Origin of the sequence: Corynebacterium sp. (assembly GCF_030530965.1) — a bacterium.
In the GTDB taxonomy this organism is placed as follows: Bacteria; Actinomycetota; Actinomycetes; order Mycobacteriales; family Mycobacteriaceae; genus Corynebacterium.
Genome location: NZ_JAUMTY010000048.1, coordinates 1 through 16924 on the forward strand (window position 1 = coordinate 1; position 16924 = coordinate 16924).

15 protein-coding genes are annotated in these 16924 nt (G+C 60.5%); 11 read left to right on the forward strand and 4 right to left on the reverse strand.

Annotated features, from left to right (window positions below; translation table 11 throughout):
* The 7 genes from Q3981_RS08560 to Q3981_RS08590 form a co-directional block, all read left to right on the forward strand.
* Positions 1 to 884 (forward strand): hypothetical protein (locus tag Q3981_RS08560; protein WP_303125270.1); only part of this gene is annotated, 884 nt, incomplete at its 5' end.
* Positions 881 to 2203 (forward strand): TadA family conjugal transfer-associated ATPase, encoded by a 1323-nt coding sequence (locus Q3981_RS08565; RefSeq protein WP_303125274.1) that lies wholly within the window; start codon positions 881 to 883, stop codon positions 2201 to 2203. The genes Q3981_RS08560 and Q3981_RS08565, both read left to right, overlap by 4 nt.
* Positions 2200 to 2850 carry a type II secretion system F family protein gene (locus Q3981_RS08570; protein ID WP_303125277.1) on the forward strand — a complete coding sequence of 217 codons (651 nt, stop codon included), beginning with the start codon at positions 2200 to 2202 and terminating at the stop codon, positions 2848 to 2850. The genes Q3981_RS08565 and Q3981_RS08570 overlap by 4 nt, the downstream gene beginning before the upstream one ends.
* Positions 2847 to 3320 carry a type II secretion system F family protein gene (locus tag Q3981_RS08575; RefSeq protein ID WP_303125278.1) on the forward strand — a complete coding sequence of 158 codons (474 nt, stop codon included), beginning with the start codon at positions 2847 to 2849 and terminating at the stop codon, positions 3318 to 3320. Before Q3981_RS08570 ends, Q3981_RS08575 begins: the two co-directional genes overlap by 4 nt.
* A gap of 169 nt (positions 3321 to 3489) precedes the next feature.
* Positions 3490 to 3840: a DUF4244 domain-containing protein gene (locus Q3981_RS08580; RefSeq protein WP_303125280.1), complete on the forward strand. Its 351-nt coding sequence runs from the start codon at positions 3490 to 3492 to the stop codon at positions 3838 to 3840.
* Entirely contained in the window at positions 3837 to 4313 is a 477-nt protein-coding gene (locus Q3981_RS08585) for a TadE family type IV pilus minor pilin (protein ID WP_303125283.1), read from the forward strand. Before Q3981_RS08580 ends, Q3981_RS08585 begins: the two co-directional genes overlap by 4 nt.
* Before the next feature lie 156 nt (positions 4314 to 4469).
* Positions 4470 to 4934, forward strand: coding sequence for a flp pilus-assembly TadE/G-like family protein (locus Q3981_RS08590; protein ID WP_303125286.1), 465 nt, complete (start codon positions 4470 to 4472; stop codon positions 4932 to 4934).
* 59 nt (positions 4935 to 4993) lie between these two features.
* On the opposite strand, the gene Q3981_RS08595 is transcribed toward Q3981_RS08590, so the two are convergent.
* Together Q3981_RS08595 and Q3981_RS08600 are read right to left on the reverse strand one after the other, a co-directional pair.
* Entirely contained in the window at positions 4994 to 7378 is a 2385-nt protein-coding gene (locus Q3981_RS08595; protein WP_303125302.1) for a DEAD/DEAH box helicase, read from the reverse strand.
* Positions 7379 to 7495: 117 nt separating this feature from the next.
* Complete coding sequence (locus tag Q3981_RS08600; RefSeq protein ID WP_303125288.1) at positions 7496 to 9358, reverse strand: alpha/beta fold hydrolase; 1863 nt, start codon at positions 9356 to 9358, stop codon at positions 7496 to 7498.
* Positions 9359 to 9658: 300 nt separating this feature from the next.
* Here Q3981_RS08600 and Q3981_RS08605 point away from each other — a divergent pair, with 300 nt between their 5' ends.
* The 3 genes from Q3981_RS08605 (at position 9659) to Q3981_RS08615 (ending at position 13538) form a co-directional block, all read left to right on the forward strand.
* Entirely contained in the window at positions 9659 to 9862 is a 204-nt protein-coding gene (locus Q3981_RS08605) for a cold-shock protein (protein WP_046203272.1), read from the forward strand.
* 280 nt (positions 9863 to 10142) lie between these two features.
* The gene (gene topA, locus Q3981_RS08610) at positions 10143 to 13139 is read left to right on the forward strand and encodes a type I DNA topoisomerase (protein ID WP_303125291.1); all 2997 of its coding nucleotides are present in this window, start codon (positions 10143 to 10145) and stop codon (positions 13137 to 13139) included.
* A gap of 69 nt (positions 13140 to 13208) precedes the next feature.
* Positions 13209 to 13538 carry a hypothetical protein gene (locus tag Q3981_RS08615; RefSeq protein WP_303125294.1) on the forward strand — a complete coding sequence of 110 codons (330 nt, stop codon included), beginning with the start codon at positions 13209 to 13211 and terminating at the stop codon, positions 13536 to 13538.
* Here Q3981_RS08615 and Q3981_RS08620 read toward each other — a convergent pair.
* The gene (locus tag Q3981_RS08620) at positions 13533 to 14489 is read right to left on the reverse strand and encodes a triacylglycerol lipase (protein WP_303125296.1); all 957 of its coding nucleotides are present in this window, start codon (positions 14487 to 14489) and stop codon (positions 13533 to 13535) included. The two genes, Q3981_RS08615 and Q3981_RS08620, sit on opposite strands and share 6 nt — an antisense overlap.
* Positions 14490 to 14567: 78 nt before the next feature.
* A complete protein-coding gene (locus Q3981_RS08625; RefSeq protein WP_303125298.1) occupies positions 14568 to 15983 on the reverse strand; it encodes a glycoside hydrolase family 1 protein in 1416 nt (471 codons plus the stop codon).
* 291 nt (positions 15984 to 16274) lie between these two features.
* On the opposite strand from Q3981_RS08625, the gene Q3981_RS08630 reads away from it, so the two are divergent.
* Positions 16275 to 16924: helix-turn-helix domain-containing protein (locus Q3981_RS08630; RefSeq protein WP_303125300.1), on the forward strand; the 650-nt coding region annotated here is incomplete at its 3' end.

A 16924-nucleotide genomic window follows, 5' to 3' on the forward strand; every position in this document is an offset into this window, starting at 1 on the left:
TCATGGTGTTGCCTGCGCGGTCGGGCGACTTGGTGGAGGCATTGTCGACGCGATGTTCCCGTGGTGTCGTGTCTGGCGGTTGTGTAGCGGTGGTCTCTGCTGTCGGCGGCGCAGGTGGGAGCACTGTTGCGGCTGGTCTGGCGTTGTCCTGGGCTCGGTCAGGGCGTGGGTCTGTGGTGGTGGACGCGAATTGTGTGTCCGGCGCGGACGATGTCCTCCTCGGGGTGGAGAGCGAACCGGGCATGAGGTGGGGTGATGTGAGCGTGCGAGGGTGGGAAGACGGTGGGGTTGATGGGCGCGCGGTGGCTGCGAATATCCCCGCGACCCCAGAGGGCGTGGGCGTGTTGTCGGTGGGGCGTGGTGCTCCGGCGGCGGTGGAGTGGAATCAGCGGGGGGCATTGGTGCAGCGTGTGGCAGGTGCGCTGGCTCGTGAGGGGCTATCAGTGGTGGTGGACGTGTCGGGCGCGACGTGGTGGGAGGCGTCGGATTTCACTGGCTGCGATTGTGTTTTTGTGGTCGTCCCTGCGACGTTGCGCGGTTTAGGCGGGGCGGTGTGGTGGTCGCGGGTGGCACGCCAGAGCGGTGCGGACCCGGTGGCTGTGGTGAAGCATGAGGCGGTCTCGTCGGTGGGGGTCAAAGACGTTGAATCTGTGACGTCGATGCCGGTGGTGGCCGAGTTCACGTCTGAGAAAAAGATCGCGAAGGAAATCGAGGAGACCGGACTTCGGCTGTGTGGGCGGTCGAGCTTCGCGCGCATGGTGTCGGGATTATGCGAGGTCGCGGATGGCTACATAAAGAACGGCATGCCATCGTTGCCAGCCGATCAGCGCGCCATCAATAGTGCTCAGAGCCGTGCCGCGCGCATGGGGGAGTTGGCAGCATGAGCAGGGTTCGGAGTTTTGTACAGGCGTGTCATTCAGGCGCGGATAATTCGGCCACTCATACTGACGACGCTTCGGCGCAGGCCGGGGCACTGGCGCAGGCCGGGCTCTCGGCACAGGCAGGGGCGGTGAGCGACAGAATCCGCATGAGGCTTGCGCAGGGCAATGGCGATACGTCAACGTCGGCAATTGCCTCAGCGGTACGGGCGGAATATCCGGGCATCGGGATGTCGGGCGTCGTGCAAGAGGTTCGTCGGATTCGTGGGGAGATCCACGGTGCCGGGCCCGTGGAGCCGCTGTTGGACCTGCCGGATGTGACAGACGTGCTGGTCAATGGGGCCTCGGAGGTGTGGGTTGATGGCCCGGCTGGTTTGTGTCGTGTGGATTCTCCCTTCCGCGACGACGACCACGTGCGGGCAACAGCCGTTCGTTTAGCAGCCGCGTGTGGGCGTCGTTTGGATGATGCGTCGCCCTATGCGGACGGTTTTTATCGACGCGACGCTGCGGGCGGGAGCGTTCGTGTTCACGCTGTGCTGCCGCCTGTCGTCGAGCACCCGTGTTTGTCGTTGCGTGTGCTGGGGACGGCGTCGACCAGCCTGGATGATCTTGTGCACAGTGGCAGCGTGCCGCCCGATATGGCTGACGAGTTGCGCTCGTTGGTGCGGAGTCGTCAGGCGTTTGTGGTCTCTGGTGGGACGGGCGCGGGAAAGACGACGCTGCTCTCCGCCCTGCTTGCGGAGGTGTCGCCGGACGAGCGGATCGTGTGCGTGGAGGACACTCGTGAGCTGCATCCCCGGCATCCGCATGTTGTCGCCTTGACGACGACGTCGCCCAATGTGGAAGGGCAGGGGGAGATCACGTTGCGCGATGTGGTCAAACAGACGTTGCGGATGAGGCCGGATCGGATCGTGGTGGGTGAGATCCGTGGCGCCGAGATTCAGGAACTTTTTGCGGCTTTAAACACTGGTCACGACGGCGGCTGCGGAACTATTCACGCGAACGGACCGGAGGAAATCCCGGCGCGCTGCGAGGCCCTGGGCGCAATGGCGGGGATGTCTCCGGAGTCGGTGAGGACTCAATTCCGCGCCGCGATTCGGGTCGTTGTCCACGTTGAGCGGGCCTCATCGCGTCGCCTCGCGAGCGTGGGAGTAGTGCCACCGGTAGGGATGAACTCGTCCTTCTTCGACGGGCAGGGGAACGGCGAAAAACCACTGCATCCAGGTGTTTCATCGTCTGGAGTGGTGATGGTGTGGACTGCGGATGGTGGCCGCACCGATGCATGGCCATTGTGGGAACGCGTCGTGCGAGGTGGTGCGCGATGATTCCGTTGGGTGTCCCGCTGTCGTGTGTGATCGCGGTGGTAGAGGGCCAGCGAGCTCGCAGCGATAAGCAGGTTCGCATTAATCAACGCCAAGTAATAGCTCAGTGGGCGCAGGCCAGCAGCATGATCGCGAGTGAGCTCCTGGCTGGTGCAAGCCCCTTGGTGGCGGTTCGTCACGTTGCCGACGAAATGGACGGCGCGGATGGCATGGAAGGCCAGGTCGCGCCCGAGCTTCGCACGATGGTGAACCATTGTGCCTGGTTGGGCGCTCCTTGCGCTCCTCTGAGCACGTGGTCCAGCGAGCCGGATCAGGTCGGGCGGCAGGCGATCGCCCGGGCATGGTTGGTGTCGCACCGCACTGGCGTGCCTTTGGCGGAGGTCATGCAGGCCACGGCGGCAGATCTCCAGGCGAAGCTCCATCACCAGGAGCGGACCGAGGCCTCGCTGGCGGGCCCTCGAGCGTCGACCCGCGTGCTGATGTTTCTGCCCCTCGTCGGAGTGGCGATGGGCCAGTCCATGGGTGCGGGCTCCATTCAGTTTTTATTGACGACGCAGCTCGGCGGCCTGTTGCTCCTGGTGGGGGTTGTCCTAGAGGTCGTGGGGCTGGAGTGGTCCCGCGCGCTGATGGTGAAGGCGGTGGCGGTGTGACTGCGGCGAAGAACGTCGGAAGTGCTGGGCGTGCGGGCGCCATGTTGAATGCGGCCGCTGACTTGGACCTGGTGAAAGCGTGTTTGTCGTGCGGCCTTCCGGTAGGCGCAGCGGTGGGAGCGGTTGCAGATAGTGGCGGGTCTCAGTTTGTTGACGTCTGGACGGGCACGGCGAACCGCTTGGCACTGGGTGTGGATTCCGACATCGCGTGGGCATTGTGCGCCGAGAACGAGGTGTTAGGCGATTTTGCTCGGCGTGCGCGTCGAAGTGCTCGTTCGGGTGCTCGGTTAGCGGCCGATATCGGTGCGTTGTCGATGCATATGAGGCATCGGGCGACGGATCAGGCGGTGGCGGAGGCCGAGAAAGCAAGCGTGTACGTGGCGCTGCCGTTGAGCTTCTGTTTCCTTCCGGCGTTTATAGCGGTGGGGCTAGTTCCTATTGCTATCGGATTGTTATCGGGGTTGTCATGACGACGGGGAGCTTCATGATTCAGGTGACGATAGGTGGCCGTGGCCCACCGCAGTATTTCATTCGCTCTATGTACCTCTGTTTTATTTCTCCATATTCATTGACCTGGCGTTTTAGGCCTCACTGTTGTGGTGTGGCCTGTCATCCGCCATCTTTTCGAAAGGACTCATCATGACTTGTGCAGTACCTACCCACGCAGTACCTACTAATCTGATTGCTGAGCAGCACACATCAGAGGCCACTGACGTTCAGCTCTCCTCACGATCCGTCGATACTTCTCCCGCGGATGACATCTCTAACTCGGATAACGAGAACACGCCCGACCCCTCGCCCATGAGGTGGTGGGACCGGGCCCGCGCGGCGCTGTTTAACGAGCGTGGCATGGCCACCTTGGAATACGCCTTGGTGTGCGTGGCTGCGGCCGCCTTTGCCGGGCTGCTCTACGTCATCGTCTCAGGCGGTGAGGTAGAAAATGCACTCAAGGGAATTATCGAAGATGCTCTGAACAGCAAAAAGAAGTGAATAGGGCATCGATAAGTTCACGGTTGGCTGACAGCGCCATGCCGATCTTCTCTGACCCGTGCATCGTGGAACACGACGCTGATTCCGACGCCCCTCAACCCAACGCCATGGCCTCGTGGTGGGAGAGGGGAAGCGTCACTATCGAAGCCGCGTTCGCGATCTCCATGGTGCTCGTCGTCGTAGGAATGGTCATCGTGGGGGTCATGGTCGTGGCGAATCAGGTGGCCGCAACGGAGGCGTCGGCCAACGCGGCGCGCGCCATCGCACGAGGAGAAAACCGCTCTGAAGTCGAACAACACCTAGCTAGCGCAGTGAAAAACTCGACCATGACGGTGACGACAACTCCCGGTGCGGGAGGCCAGCCCGGCTTCGTGAAAGTAACAGTGATAGTGAAGAACCCGCTGAAAGATGCGGAGTCGACGTCGGTAGCCGTGAACGAAGAGAACATCGGAAGCTCCGGTGACGCCGGCTAACCCGGTTAAGTCCGACTGATCACGATCAGTGGGCGCACGGGATACGTGGGTGCGAATAGCTGGAGCCTCAACGACAGGCACAACGGCCTTAACAACAGGCACAAAATGGAGAGGGAACGCAACTTGGGCGGAAGTGAATTCTGGTGTCGGGGGTCGATGACCGTGGTAGGAGCGGTGGTGTGCACAGTGGTCATCGGTGTTTTCGGAACGCTGGTCGCCGTTGGAGCTAAAGTTATCGACTCCAGAAAAGCCGATAGAGCAGCGGATTTGTCCGCACTCGCGGCGGCATACGCACTACAAGAAACTATTGCCGACGGTGACCACGTCATCGCCACCACGGCGCCTACAAACACTCATCCGGAAAACGCGGTGGCGAATCCTGGCCCGGAAAACGTGGCACCCGAGTTCTCAACAGCGAGCACAACGTCAACGCCGTCTGGGATGGCCGCAACGCCAGAATCCTCCGCGGCGTGTGCGTTGGCGGGGCAGGTCGCCGCAGAAAATGACGCCTCGCTGCGCTCATGCACGCTCGAGGGGGAAGACGTCATCGTGTCCGTCGAGGTATCGGGAGCGCACTCACCGTTCACGGCCAGCGCAAGTGCCCGCGCCGGGCCCGCATGAGCGTCAAACCCACCGGCTTCCGCTCATCGGCTCTCGCTCACACGCTCACCCCCACGAACTCACGCCCCCAGCGACTCCAATCCTCGGAGCACCCGCACAGCGCCGGCTTTATCCAACGGCTCATTCCCATTCCCACATTTGGGCGACTGAACGCAGGAAGGACACCCATTTTCACACTCGCAATGGGCGACAGCCTCCGCTGTTGCTGTAATCCACTCGTGGAATCGTCGGTACCCGCACTCGGCGAAACCCGCTCCGCCCGGGTAGCCGTCGTAGACGAACACCGTCGGCAAGCCAGTGTCTTGGTGCAGCGCAGTGGACACGCCACCGATGTCCCACCGGTCGCACGTCGCGATCAAAGGCAACATCCCGATCGCAGCGTGCTCAGCGGCATGCAACGAGCCCGGCCAGTCCCGTTCCTCCACACCCCACCGGCGAAGGGTGGAGGGCTCCACCGTGTACGCGACGGCCGTCGTCGTCAATGTTTGTTCCGGCAGATCAAGGGATACGACATCGAGGACCTCACCACTAGGCATCCGCCGCATGTAGTCAACAACCTGGTGAGTGACCTCAACCTCCACAAAGGCCAACCACACGCCATCGCCCAACTCGTGGGAAGAAAGAGTAGAAAGAACGCGAATGTCGGTGTTCTCTCGAGCCCAGGTTGTCCACGCGGGAGCCTCGCGGTGAACCAGAGCCAGGCCATCGTCCACACTGAGATCATCGACGACATAACTGTCTCCCTGGTGCAGATACACAGCGCCGGTGTGCGTCTGGCTCATGGCCCGGCCCTGGTCGATCACGCCCACCAGCCGGCCGGTGTCGCCCTCCACGATGGCGACGTCACCGCCATCGTCGCCACGAATACTGACCACCGAATGCGCGTTAACCGGGGAAATATCGGGAGGGAGGAGAGCGCCCAAACCGGCTGCCTCAACTCCACGGGTCTCAGCGTCATTCGGTGCGCTCAACGCCTCAATCGGCCTCTCCACGGCAAACCAGCCACGCCGCCGCCGGCGCAACAGGCCAGCGTCGCGCAAATACTCGGCACTCGACCACGCACCCCACTGGTCAATTTCCTCATCGGTAAGAGGCCGTTCCACCGCAGCGCAATACAAATGAGGCACCATCACATACGGATTGTGCGGGTTAAACACCGTTTGCTCCACCGGCGACCCCAACAACACCTCGGGATGATGAACAAGATACGTATCCATCGGCTCATCGCGGGCAATCAGCGTGACCAACGACCCCTGCCCGCGACGACCAGCGCGCCCCGCCTGCTGCCAAAACGACGCAATCGTCCCCGGATAACCGCAAGCCACAACGGAATCCAAGCCGCCAATGTCCACCCCGAGCTCCAACGCATTGGTGGTCGCCACCCCCAGCAGCTTTCCATTGTCCAAATCGTGCTCCAGCTTCCGGCGGTCCTCCGCAAGATAACCAGCACGATAAGCAGCAATCCTCGCAGCATCCTCGGGGCGTCCCAATCGTCCAAGGGCCTCCGACGCGCGGGCAGCGACCGTCTCAGCCGACCGACGCGACCGCACAAACGTCAAGGTCCGCGCACCCTGCGCAACCAGATTCGCCATCACGTCCGCAGCCTCCTGAGTCGCAGGCTTGCGCACGGGCGCTCCATGTTCGCCCTCTATGTCGGGAAGGAAACTCGGCTCCCACAACACCACCGTCCGCTCCCCGGCGGGGGAAGCGTCGTCAGTGACCTCAGCGAAACCATCAACATCATGACCACACAGCCGAGACGCATGAACCGCCGGCCGCGACGCCGTCGCACTCGCCATCACAAACACCGGAGAAGCGCCATATGCCCTGGCCAGACGGTCAAGGCGTCGCAAAACAAGAGAAACATGGGCGCCAAACATCCCGCGATACGCATGGCACTCATCCACAACGATGTACCGCAGGTTGCGCAACAATCGCCCCCACCGCGCATGCGCACCCAGCACCGACAGTTGCACCATGTCCGGATTAGTGAAAACCCACTGCACACTATCTCGAATCGCGCGCCGGGCCTCCGGCGGAGTATCGCCGTCATACCCACCGATACTGACACCGCGGAGGGAACCAACCTCGCGCGTCATCCCCGCCACATGAGCCAGCTGATCATTCGCAAGCGCCTTCGTCGGAGTCAGATACAGGGCGGTCGCGTTCTTTTCCTCAGCAAGAGTGGTCAGAATCGGCATCTGATAACCCAGAGACTTTCCCGACGAGGTCCCCGTGGCCACCACCGTGTCATGCCCCTCCCACAGAGCATTGGCGACGCGCACCTGGTGGGCCCACGGTCGCGCAATGCCCTGGTCAACCAGGTGATCGCGGAAATCCCGGGGTAGCCACGACGGCCACTCCCCATGCCGCCCTTTTCGCGCCGGAAGGGTTTCGGTGTGCAGGATCTCGGAGCGGGGGAACGTCGCGCGGATACTCTCCAGGAGTTCCTCGCCGAAACTGTTAGGGTGTGCCAATTGTGTCACCGAGAAGAAACCACCCGCAGAGTAATTCGTCGACCAACTAATCCAAAGACAATGCCTAGGGCTAAAGGCTGAATTCTAGTCCTTGAAATACTCGGATACGATGTCCGCAGCGTCGGCCGCGTTCCCGCCAAGAACACCGTGGCTGTAGCCCTTGAAGGTGTGCAAAGTGCCGCCCATGGCGTCACGCATCTCGGGAGCGCCGTGAGGTGTCACCGCCGTGTCCTTGTCGTAGCCCAGGTTGAGCGGCTTGACGGCCAATTTATCCCCATTGACCTTCATGATTGGTTTGTTATGGGGCCATCCGTCGCATTCCTGCCCGCTGGCGATCATTTGGTCCACGGCGACGAATTGATCCCCACCGGTGTACTGGTTAATCAGCGAAGGAATATATTCGCTCCGAGCCGGAGGGTTGGCATTTTCATTGCACATGATGGTTTGGTTCACCAACCCCATTTGAATTTGCTGCATAAAGATGTTCTTTAGCATCTCATCCTCGGCATCGCTTTCTTCCGAATCAGAGTTATCTGCCTCTTCTGTCTTCTTCTTGGCCATTTCCTCTAACTTGGCCAGCTCAGGTGTTCGCTCCTTTTCTTTCTCCACCAAGATTTCATCGAGCGGCCTGATGGGGTCTGAGGAGGCGCTTTCTGCAATTGCAGCCGCGGTATCTGGCCACGATTGCTGGGAATACAGGGCTTCACCCAGCGGAGAGAGTGCTTGCTGAGCGCCGAAACGCTTCAGAAGATCAAAAGACTCAGTGAATGTGTGCGATCTCCAGTAGACATAGTCGACGGCACTCAACAGCTTGACGGCACTGTCGGCGTAGTCATCGGGCACAGCGCTGACGTCGTCGCGGTTGGCTGGCGGCGGCGTCAGCGGAGGAGTCACGTTGTATGTCGCTTTAATCACCCGAGTGAAAGATTTGTACACCTCGCGAGGCGTCTTTCCTAAGTGATATTTATCGTCATTCTGAGCAATCCAATCGAAGAAAGCGTTCATCGCTTCTTTCCGGATTTTGATGCGGCTCCCACCGAGCCCGAACCACGCGTCATTAGGAGACATGCTGGAATCGAGCACCATTTTGTTGGTGTGCTCGGGGAACAATGTGGCGTAGGTCGCCATGAGAAGGCCCCCGTAGGACACCCCGTAAAGATTGAGCTTGTCCTCACCCAGGGCTTTCCGCGCTTCCTCCAGGTCGCGCGCCGTGTTTTCGGTGGTGATGGTATCGACATACCCGGGCTGCGTACGCTGGCACGCCCGGTAGAGGTTGCCCCCGCCGGGAACGAGCGATTCGAGTAAGCCTTCGTCACATTCGAGTGGCGTACCAAAAGTCAGCCCTCGTGGTTCGACGGCAACCAGGTCGTAATGCTCGAGCACGTCGGTAGGCATCTGAATATGCCCGGCACTCTTGTTTTGCGGCGCCTTGTCAGTGAACATCGCGAGCGCGTCAAGCCCGGGCCCGCCGATATTGCCCGCGATCGTGCCCTTCTTGGTCCCCTTGGCCGGGATCTTGCTCATCGTGAGCTCAATATTTCCGACGTCGGGGTAGGCGTAATCCTTGGGGACGGTGATGGTGGCGCACTGTGCTCGCTCAACTGTCATGCTGCCGGGCGGGCACGGCCCCCACTTCAGCTTTTGAGCTGCGGGATTGTCCTCGGGCTTCGCCGTATCCGACGCTCCATCCGACGACGCCGTATCCGATGACGGCGCATCCGACGGCACAGCCGGCTCGGTTGTGGAATCCTGCGGTGTGGGGTGCGGGTACGGGCCAGCGTGTGCAAGGCCGGGCGCGGAAAGGGTGAGCGTCGCGGCCATGACAGTGGCGGCGATTGTTTTGGACGGGACGCTGCCGGAAAAGCCGGAGAAACCAGGCAGACCAGGTTTCCGGTGCGTGGATCGTCGCTGGTTAAAGCGTGCGTACGGGGTGCGGTGCGTTGTCATAGGGGAGCTTTCAGATAAGGGGAGAGGAGCGGACGGGGAGCGCCAGAGCCATTTACTCAGTATGGCTACATTAAGCTCCTATGAGCATAGTAAAAATAATGGTCAATGGGGAGGGTTTGCGGGCAGATACGTCATCAATGAACGCAACACCCACCCCGTGACCTGCCTATTTCGTCGGCAAGTATGACCCTGGCTATCCACACGTGGCTGCATTGAAATAGATCGAGTACGCTTGGTCTTCGACGATAATCGTTGAGTTTGGTTGTCGTTTTGCTGCACGATAGAAATTGGGTACAAGGTATGGCACAGGGAACTGTGAAGTGGTTCAACGCGGAGAAGGGCTTCGGCTTCATCGCTCCGGAAGACGGCTCGCAGGACGTCTTCGTCCACTACACGGAGATCCAGGGAAGCGGCTTCCGCACCTTGGAGGAGAATCAGAAGGTCGAGTTCGAGATTGGTGAAGGTGCTAAGGGCCCTCAGGCTCAGCAGGTTCGCGCTCTCTAAGAACTCACTAGTAAGTCCTCACCGGATCACTGCCATGACTGATGGCGTGCGATGTCGACTATAAAAATCAGCCCTTCCACTGGTTGTCATCGGTGGAAGGGCTTTTTTACCCCCTTTACGTGGTTTGCATATGTAATTTTGCGTTTGTCTATAGTGCATGGTCTAAGGTGGCACGGAAACGCCCAGTTGCGATCGTGGTCAGCTCATGGTGAGTTATGTGGCCTAGCTTTGGTTCGGAGCATTGTGATGGGCTTGTGTGAAGGGAAGGCGAGAACCCAACGTGGCAGCATCTGGTAGCGCCGAAGGAGACGGTGTGAAACGGCTGGTCATTGTGGAGTCGGCGACGAAGGCTCGAAAGATACAGCCGTACCTTGGTTCGGATTACATCGTGGAGGCCTCCGTGGGTCATATCCGCGACCTGCCGAGGGGTGCAGCCGATGTGCCCGCGAAGTATAAGAAGAAACCGTGGGCTCGTTTGGGTGTCGACGTCGAGAACGACTTCGCTCCCCTTTATGTGGTTAACCAGGACAAAAAGAAGAAAGTTGCCGACCTCAAGGCCAAGCTGAAGCAGGTTGATGAGCTGTACCTGGCCACAGACCCCGACCGCGAGGGTGAGGCTATTGCGTGGCACCTTTTGCAGGTGTTGAAGCCTAAGGTGCCGGTGCGCCGCATGGTGTTCCATGAGATCACGAAGCCGGCGATTCTGGAAGCGGCCAAACATACCCGTGAGCTGGATCAGAACCTGGTCAATGCCCAGGAAACTCGCCGTGTGCTGGACCGGTTGTATGGGTACGAGATCTCGCCGGTGTTGTGGAAGAAGGTCATGCCGCGCCTGTCCGCCGGCCGCGTGCAGTCGGTGGCTACCCGCGTCATTGTGGAGCGTGAGCGGGATCGTATCGCGTTCACCTCCGCCGATTATTGGGATTTGACGGGCACGTTTGCCCTTCGTTCGGGTGCCGACGCTGGTACGCCGGGTTCCTCCCCCCAGGGCTCTTCCACTGCGTCGGGCGAACCGCGCTCCTTCCCGGCTCGGCTGGCGGAAATCGATGGTCAGCGCGTCGCGCAGGGCCGGGATTTTAACGACGACGGCCAGCTGAAGTCGAAGGCCGTCGCTCTCGACGAAAAAGCCGCCAAGGATTTGGCCGGTCAGCTCTCCGGTGCGGCGATGTCGGTGCGGTCCGTCGAGGAGAAGCCGTACACGCGGCGCCCGTATCCTCCGTTTATGACGTCGACGCTCCAGCAGGAGGCCGGCCGCAAGCTGCATTACACCTCTGAGCGGACGATGCGCATCGCACAGCGCTTGTATGAGAACGGCCACATTACGTATATGCGTACGGACTCGACGACATTGTCGGAGTCGGGCATTAATGCCGCTCGCGCGCAGGCCAGGGAGCTGTACGGCGCGAAGTACGTGGCCAGCGCCCCGCGTCAGTATTCCCGCAAGGTCAAGAACTCGCAGGAGGCTCACGAGGCGATTCGCCCTGCTGGCGAGTCTTTCGCCACTCCGGGCCAGTTGGGTGGCCAGCTGGACGCGGAGGAATTCAAGCTCTACGAGCTGATTTGGCAGCGGACGGTCGCGTCGCAAATGGCCGACGCGAAGGGCACGTCGATGAAGGTCTTCGTGGCGGGTGAGTCCACGGACGGCCGCGATTGCGTCTTCACCGCGACGGGCCGCACCATCACCTTCCCCGGCTTCTTGAAGGCCTATGTGGAGGTATCCCGCACTGCCGACGGCCGCAATGTCGCCGACGACGCGGAGAAGCGGTTGCCCGTCCTGACCGAGGGCCAGGGCCTGACCGCCACCGACGTCGAGGCTGATGGCCACTCGACCACTCCGCCGGCTCGTTACACCGAGGCGAGCTTGGTGAAGAAAATGGAAGACCTGGGTATTGGTCGTCCGTCGACGTATGCGTCGATTATTAAGACGATCCAGGATCGCGGCTATGTGTATTCGCGTGGCAATGCGCTGGTGCCGTCGTGGGTGGCGTTCGCCGTCGTCGGGCTCCTTGAGCAGAACTTCGGTTCGCTGATTGATTACGATTTCACCTCGTCGATGGAGGATGTGCTGGACTCCATCGCGAATGGTTCCGAGGATCGTTCGCACTGGTTAGAGGGCTTTTATTATGGCGACGACGGGGCGTCGAGTGCGAAGGCGGAGACGATTGCCCGCTTGGGCGGCTTGAAGCACCTTGTCGGTGGCAACCTGGAGACCATCGATGCCCGCGCGGTGAACTCGCTTCACATGTTCGACGACGAGGACGGCAACCCGATTGTCGTGCGCGTCGGCCGCTATGGGCCGTACCTGGAGCGCACGCCCGCGGGCAGCGACGAGCCTCAGCGTGCCAATCTGCCCGACACGGTGACCCCGGATGAGCTGGATCTTGCGTTGGCGGAGAAACTCTTAGCGACGCCGCCGACGGGCCGTGAGCTGGGAGAGAACCCCGCCAACGCTCGGATGGTCGTGGCGAAAGAGGGGCGTTATGGCCCGTATGTTACGGAGCTTGTCCGCGACGATGAGCGCGAGAAGGCCGAGGCGAAAGCCCTGGAGACCGTCGACGCCGAGTGGGATGCCGATGATGAGGCCCGCAAGGCGGAGGGCAAGAAGCCTCTGAACCGTGAGACGAAGACGGCGGCGAAGAAGCGCGAGAAGCGCGTCAATGAGCTGGTCACGGAGATGTTGAAGCCGAAGACGGCGTCGTTGTTTAGCGGCATGGAGCCCTCGACGGTGACGTTGGATGAGGCTTTGAAGCTGATGAGTTTGCCCCGTGAAGTCGGTGTGGATCCGTCTGACGGTGAGGTTATTACTGCCCAGAATGGCCGTTATGGCCCGTACCTGAAGAAGGGGACGGATTCGCGTTCCTTGGCTAATGAAGAGCAGATTTTCACTATTACTCTCGACGAGGCGCGCCGCATTTATGCCGAGCCAAAGCGCCGTGGGCGTGCTGCGGCGAAGCCTCCGCTGAAACAGCTGGGTGACAATGACGTCTCGGGCAAGCCGATGACCGTCAAGGAGGGACGTTTTGGTCCCTATGTGACGGATGGTGAGACCAACGCGAGCTTGCGCCGTGGTGATACTCCGGAGGCCATGACGGATGCTCGGGCGTGTGAGTTGTTGTCGGAGCGACGCGCCAAGGAAGCTGCTAATGGTGGCGCGAAGAAGAAGTCCTCGAAGAAAGGCACGAGGAAGTCGACAAAGAAGTCGGGCCGGAAGTCCACCACTAAGGCGTCTAAGAAGACGTCGAAGAAGTCAACTGCGAAGAAAACGGTGAAGTCGTAGGTTCGCGGTTTTCAGGTGTCGGCCTTTACGGTGCCGCACTCCACGCCACCGGCCGGAGAGGATAAGTCTATGACGGGCCGCATGAAGAAGCTCATCTTCGTGACATTTTATCTCGTCCTCGCTTGCGTGACGTTGGCGGGCACCGATAGCTGGACGTCCGGCACAGCATGGTGGGTGTATGTTAGCTTCGCGTTTTTCGTAGCCTACCTCGTACTGGGCTTGTGGGGTTCCCGTTGGGGCACCGACCCAGACTTCAAACCTGATCTCACCGCCGACGATATCGCGCATATCACCAAGGTACGGGATGAAAAAGACCATGTCGCAGCGGTGAAAGCTCTGCGGGAGCGTTACCCGCGGCTGACGCTAACCAACGCTAACGACATGGTGAAGTCTCTATGACGTGCACTGCACGGCACGCCCGGAGAGCGCGTGATCGACAAGCTCGTGGCTCGGGGCTTTGTCCCGCATGTCGTCGTGGCTGTAGTAAAGGCCGACGCGGCACACGTCTTGGATCATGACGTTGTTAACCGTCGCCCCGGGCCCGGCGGTGAGGTACCCGGCCCGCGGCGGAGTAGACGCAATGTCCGTTTCGGTGGCAATAACTGTGTAATCGACCCCGGGCTCGGTGTCCGGAATGCTGTTCAGGTGCGCAACGACGTCCGAGTCAGTGACTTGCTGCATCGGAGCCGTACCCAGAATGTTGTTGCCCGCGGTGCTCAGCAGCGGGTCGCGATTCGGCTGGAGGGCGGAAACACCAAGTTCCGTCGTCCCGTGGTTGGTGCCGGACAGAGTCACGACGTGCGAGACTTCCTCGGCCCCGTATTCGTTGAGCATCATGCGGGTTATAGCCCCACCTTGTGAGTGGGCGACAACATCGACTTTCCCGGCGGCCGCTCCAGCGTCGGTATTGGTGGCGACGTTGTGCACGAAGTCGTGGAGCTGGTCGGTGGAGGCATACATGTCTCCCAGCCCACCGGCGGGGTGCGAGGTGATCGCGCCCTTGATTTTCATGGCTTTTTCGCTGATCGAGCTGTTATCTATGCCGTAAGTGAGGGAATAGGCGCAGTAACCGCGGTCGTGCAGGTACGTCCCCAGTGGGGCCATATCGTGCGCTCCGGCCCACGTTCCGGGGACCAGTACGACGGGGTTGGGGTGCTCGGGCGCAGGTACACAGGTGGGGTCGTTCCCCCAGTCGAACTTTTCGACGGTGGGCGCGCTGCCCAGGTAGTGGGACGGTTCTGGCGTTGCGGTCTGCGCGTCACCAGCGAGTGCTGGTGCCGGAGATGCAGCGATCACCGCTGCTGCGAATACGCCTGCGACACTGGTCGCAAGGGCATGCGTGAGTGACATCGGAGTTTGTCGCTTTCGGGAAACAGGGAGAATGGGAGGCTCGGCCGGTGCGGCCAGGGCCAACACCTGGCCAAGCTGTTACTTAGCTAGTAGCGGCTCGCGCGGCCCGTTGGGGTCGGCGGGCTTGGTGCATGACGAGGGGAGCGCGTCGAAGGAGCACACGGACGGCCCGTGGTTGAGCTTCGCGTCGGGCCGAACCCCGTCGTTGGCGATGATGTCGCGGTACGTGTCGACAGCCGGCGTCGGCGTGCGCTTCAGCGTGGGATCGTCCTTGATGTTGACGGTCCACAGCCCGAACCGCGAGCTGTAATCGCCCCACTCGTAATTGTCGACGAGCGACCAGTGGTTGTACCCGATCAGCGGGATGCCGTCGGCCTTGGCGCGCTGGAGCCAGTACACGGTGTCGTGCAGGTAGTCCCCGCGTTCGTACCCGTCGGGCCGCGGTGCGCCGTTGTCGGTGGGCATGCCGTTTTCGACGATGTACAGCGGTTTCGTCGGGAACAGTTCGTGGTACTGGCGGAGCGCGTAGTAGATGCCTTCGGGCTCCGGGGTGACCTTGGCGAAGTCCCCGAACGCGGCGTTGATCGCGCTGAGGTTCGAGGCGGACACGCTGTAGTAGAAGTCGATGCCGACAAAGTCGACGTCGGGCTCGACGCGTTTCTGCAGGATTTCGCGTTGCACGGGGGCGATGGTCGGCAGGAATGCGTAGTTCGTGCCGGTTTGAGCCTTTGGATCGGCCTTGTGCGCCGCGTCGTGCCCGATCTTGTTCAGCCGGACGATGGTGTCAAGGTATTTCGGCAGGTCAGTGGCCTGCGCAATGCCGATCTCGACGTCGTGCCCGAAGAACACGAACGGCTCGTTGAGCGTGATCCACATGGTGTCATTGCCACCCCACCGGTCCGTGATGAAGTTGGCGTACTCCTGGAAGTGCTCCGCGGCATAGTCGCTGGTAATGCCGCCATTATCCTCGACCCACCCGGGGTAGACGTAGTGCATCATGGTGATCATGGGCACCATGCCGTGGGAGCGGATCTCCTTGACGACGTCGTCGTAGTACGCGATTTCTTTCTGGTCGAACTGCCCGGGGTGTGGCTCGATGCGGGCCCACTCGACTCCGAACCGGAACGTGTTAACACCGAGCGACGCGGCGTTGGCGATGTCTTCCTTGTAGCGGTGGCGGAAGTCTGCAGCATTGCCGACGGGGTCCACGTCGGGATCCTTCGGATCGGTGGCGTAGCGGCTCCAGTTGCTGTCGCGGTTGTCGCCTTCGACCTGGAAACCAGAGGTGGCGACGCCCCAGTGGAAGAGGCCCTGTTCACCGGGCTGCCCGGTGCGGAGGAATGTCTTGGGGTGTGGTGCGTCTCCGGCGGCTGCTGTGCCGCTTCCGGTGACGAGTGTGGTGCCGGCGAGGGTTCCTGCTGCGAGGACTGCGGCAGCTGTTGTGGTGAGGAATCGCCTGCGTGAAACGGGGGAGCCGTAAAAACCAGAGAACATGGTTTCAGATTATCTGTTTTTGATTCACTTTTGGGGGTGCATGTTGTGTGTTCGTGTTGTGGGAATAGTCACGTGGTGGTGTCGGTGGCAACCCCGTAGGGATATGCCAGTGGTCTCAAACGCAAACAGGTCCTCTAAGAATTGGCAGGCATCCCGCGCTAATACGCTTCACCACTACCGCTTTTGGCGTAACACTACACATACATACAACATGAACACTACACATGATGAGTGTTATGTGTAGTGTTAGTGTGCAGTGTTCAGTCTTGATCAGTGAATGGGGGGCTCTCTATGCAAGAGCAAGAGCTCAAAGAAGTTGTAGCGAAGCTACGCGAAACCGGCACCGACACCGCCACTATTGAGGTGAAGTCCGCACAGGGTGGACTCCCCAGAGATCTGGCTGCTTCGATCGTTGCTTTCGCGAATTCTCGCGGTGGCACAGTAATTTTGGGCTTGGATGAAAACTCCGGCTTTAGCGCGCACCAAAAATTCCCGGCACAACGGATTCGAGACGCGTTCGAAAACATGTGCAGCCAGACTATCGTCCCGGCTATTCGCCCAACTTTCCTGGATATCATCCCTTTCGAAGAAAGTTCTGTGGTAGTAGCTTCGATCCCTGAAGCAGACGAGCGAAACAAGCCCGTTTACCTCAAAAATAAGGGAAAATACCAAGGTTCTTACGTGCGTGTCGCTGATGGCGATCACAAGCTTGAACGCTATGAAATTGATCGACTTATTGAGCAGTCTCACCAACCAACATGGGATCAAGAGATAGTCGCGGAAGCAACTATTGCCGACCTAGATCAAGACATTCTGCAACAACTACTTGAGCGTGAACGCACCCTACATCCACGACTTTTCGGCAAGGCCGATGATGCTACCGCACTCCAACGGCTCAACATTGCGAAAAAAGATAGCCAAGATGTTTTGCGCCCCACACT

What these genes read in the sequence shown, in the direction of transcription:
- Q3981_RS08565 (WP_303125274.1), top strand. Translation starts at nt 881, where the DNA reads ATGAGCAGGGTTCGGAGTTTTGTACAGGCGTGTCATTCAGGCGCGGAT.
- Q3981_RS08570 (WP_303125277.1), top strand. Translation starts at nt 2,200, where the DNA reads ATGATTCCGTTGGGTGTCCCGCTGTCGTGTGTGATCGCGGTGGTAGAG.
- Q3981_RS08580 (WP_303125280.1), top strand. Translation starts at nt 3,490, where the DNA reads ATGACTTGTGCAGTACCTACCCACGCAGTACCTACTAATCTGATTGCT.
- Q3981_RS08590 (WP_303125286.1), top strand. Translation starts at nt 4,470, where the DNA reads ATGACCGTGGTAGGAGCGGTGGTGTGCACAGTGGTCATCGGTGTTTTC.
- Q3981_RS08600 (WP_303125288.1), bottom strand. Translation starts at nt 9,358, where the DNA reads ATGACAACGCACCGCACCCCGTACGCACGCTTTAACCAGCGACGATCC.
- Q3981_RS08605 (WP_046203272.1), top strand. Translation starts at nt 9,659, where the DNA reads ATGGCACAGGGAACTGTGAAGTGGTTCAACGCGGAGAAGGGCTTCGGC.
- Q3981_RS08615 (WP_303125294.1), top strand. Translation starts at nt 13,209, where the DNA reads ATGACGGGCCGCATGAAGAAGCTCATCTTCGTGACATTTTATCTCGTC.
- Q3981_RS08620 (WP_303125296.1), bottom strand. Translation starts at nt 14,489, where the DNA reads ATGTCACTCACGCATGCCCTTGCGACCAGTGTCGCAGGCGTATTCGCA.
- Q3981_RS08625 (WP_303125298.1), bottom strand. Translation starts at nt 15,983, where the DNA reads ATGTTCTCTGGTTTTTACGGCTCCCCCGTTTCACGCAGGCGATTCCTC.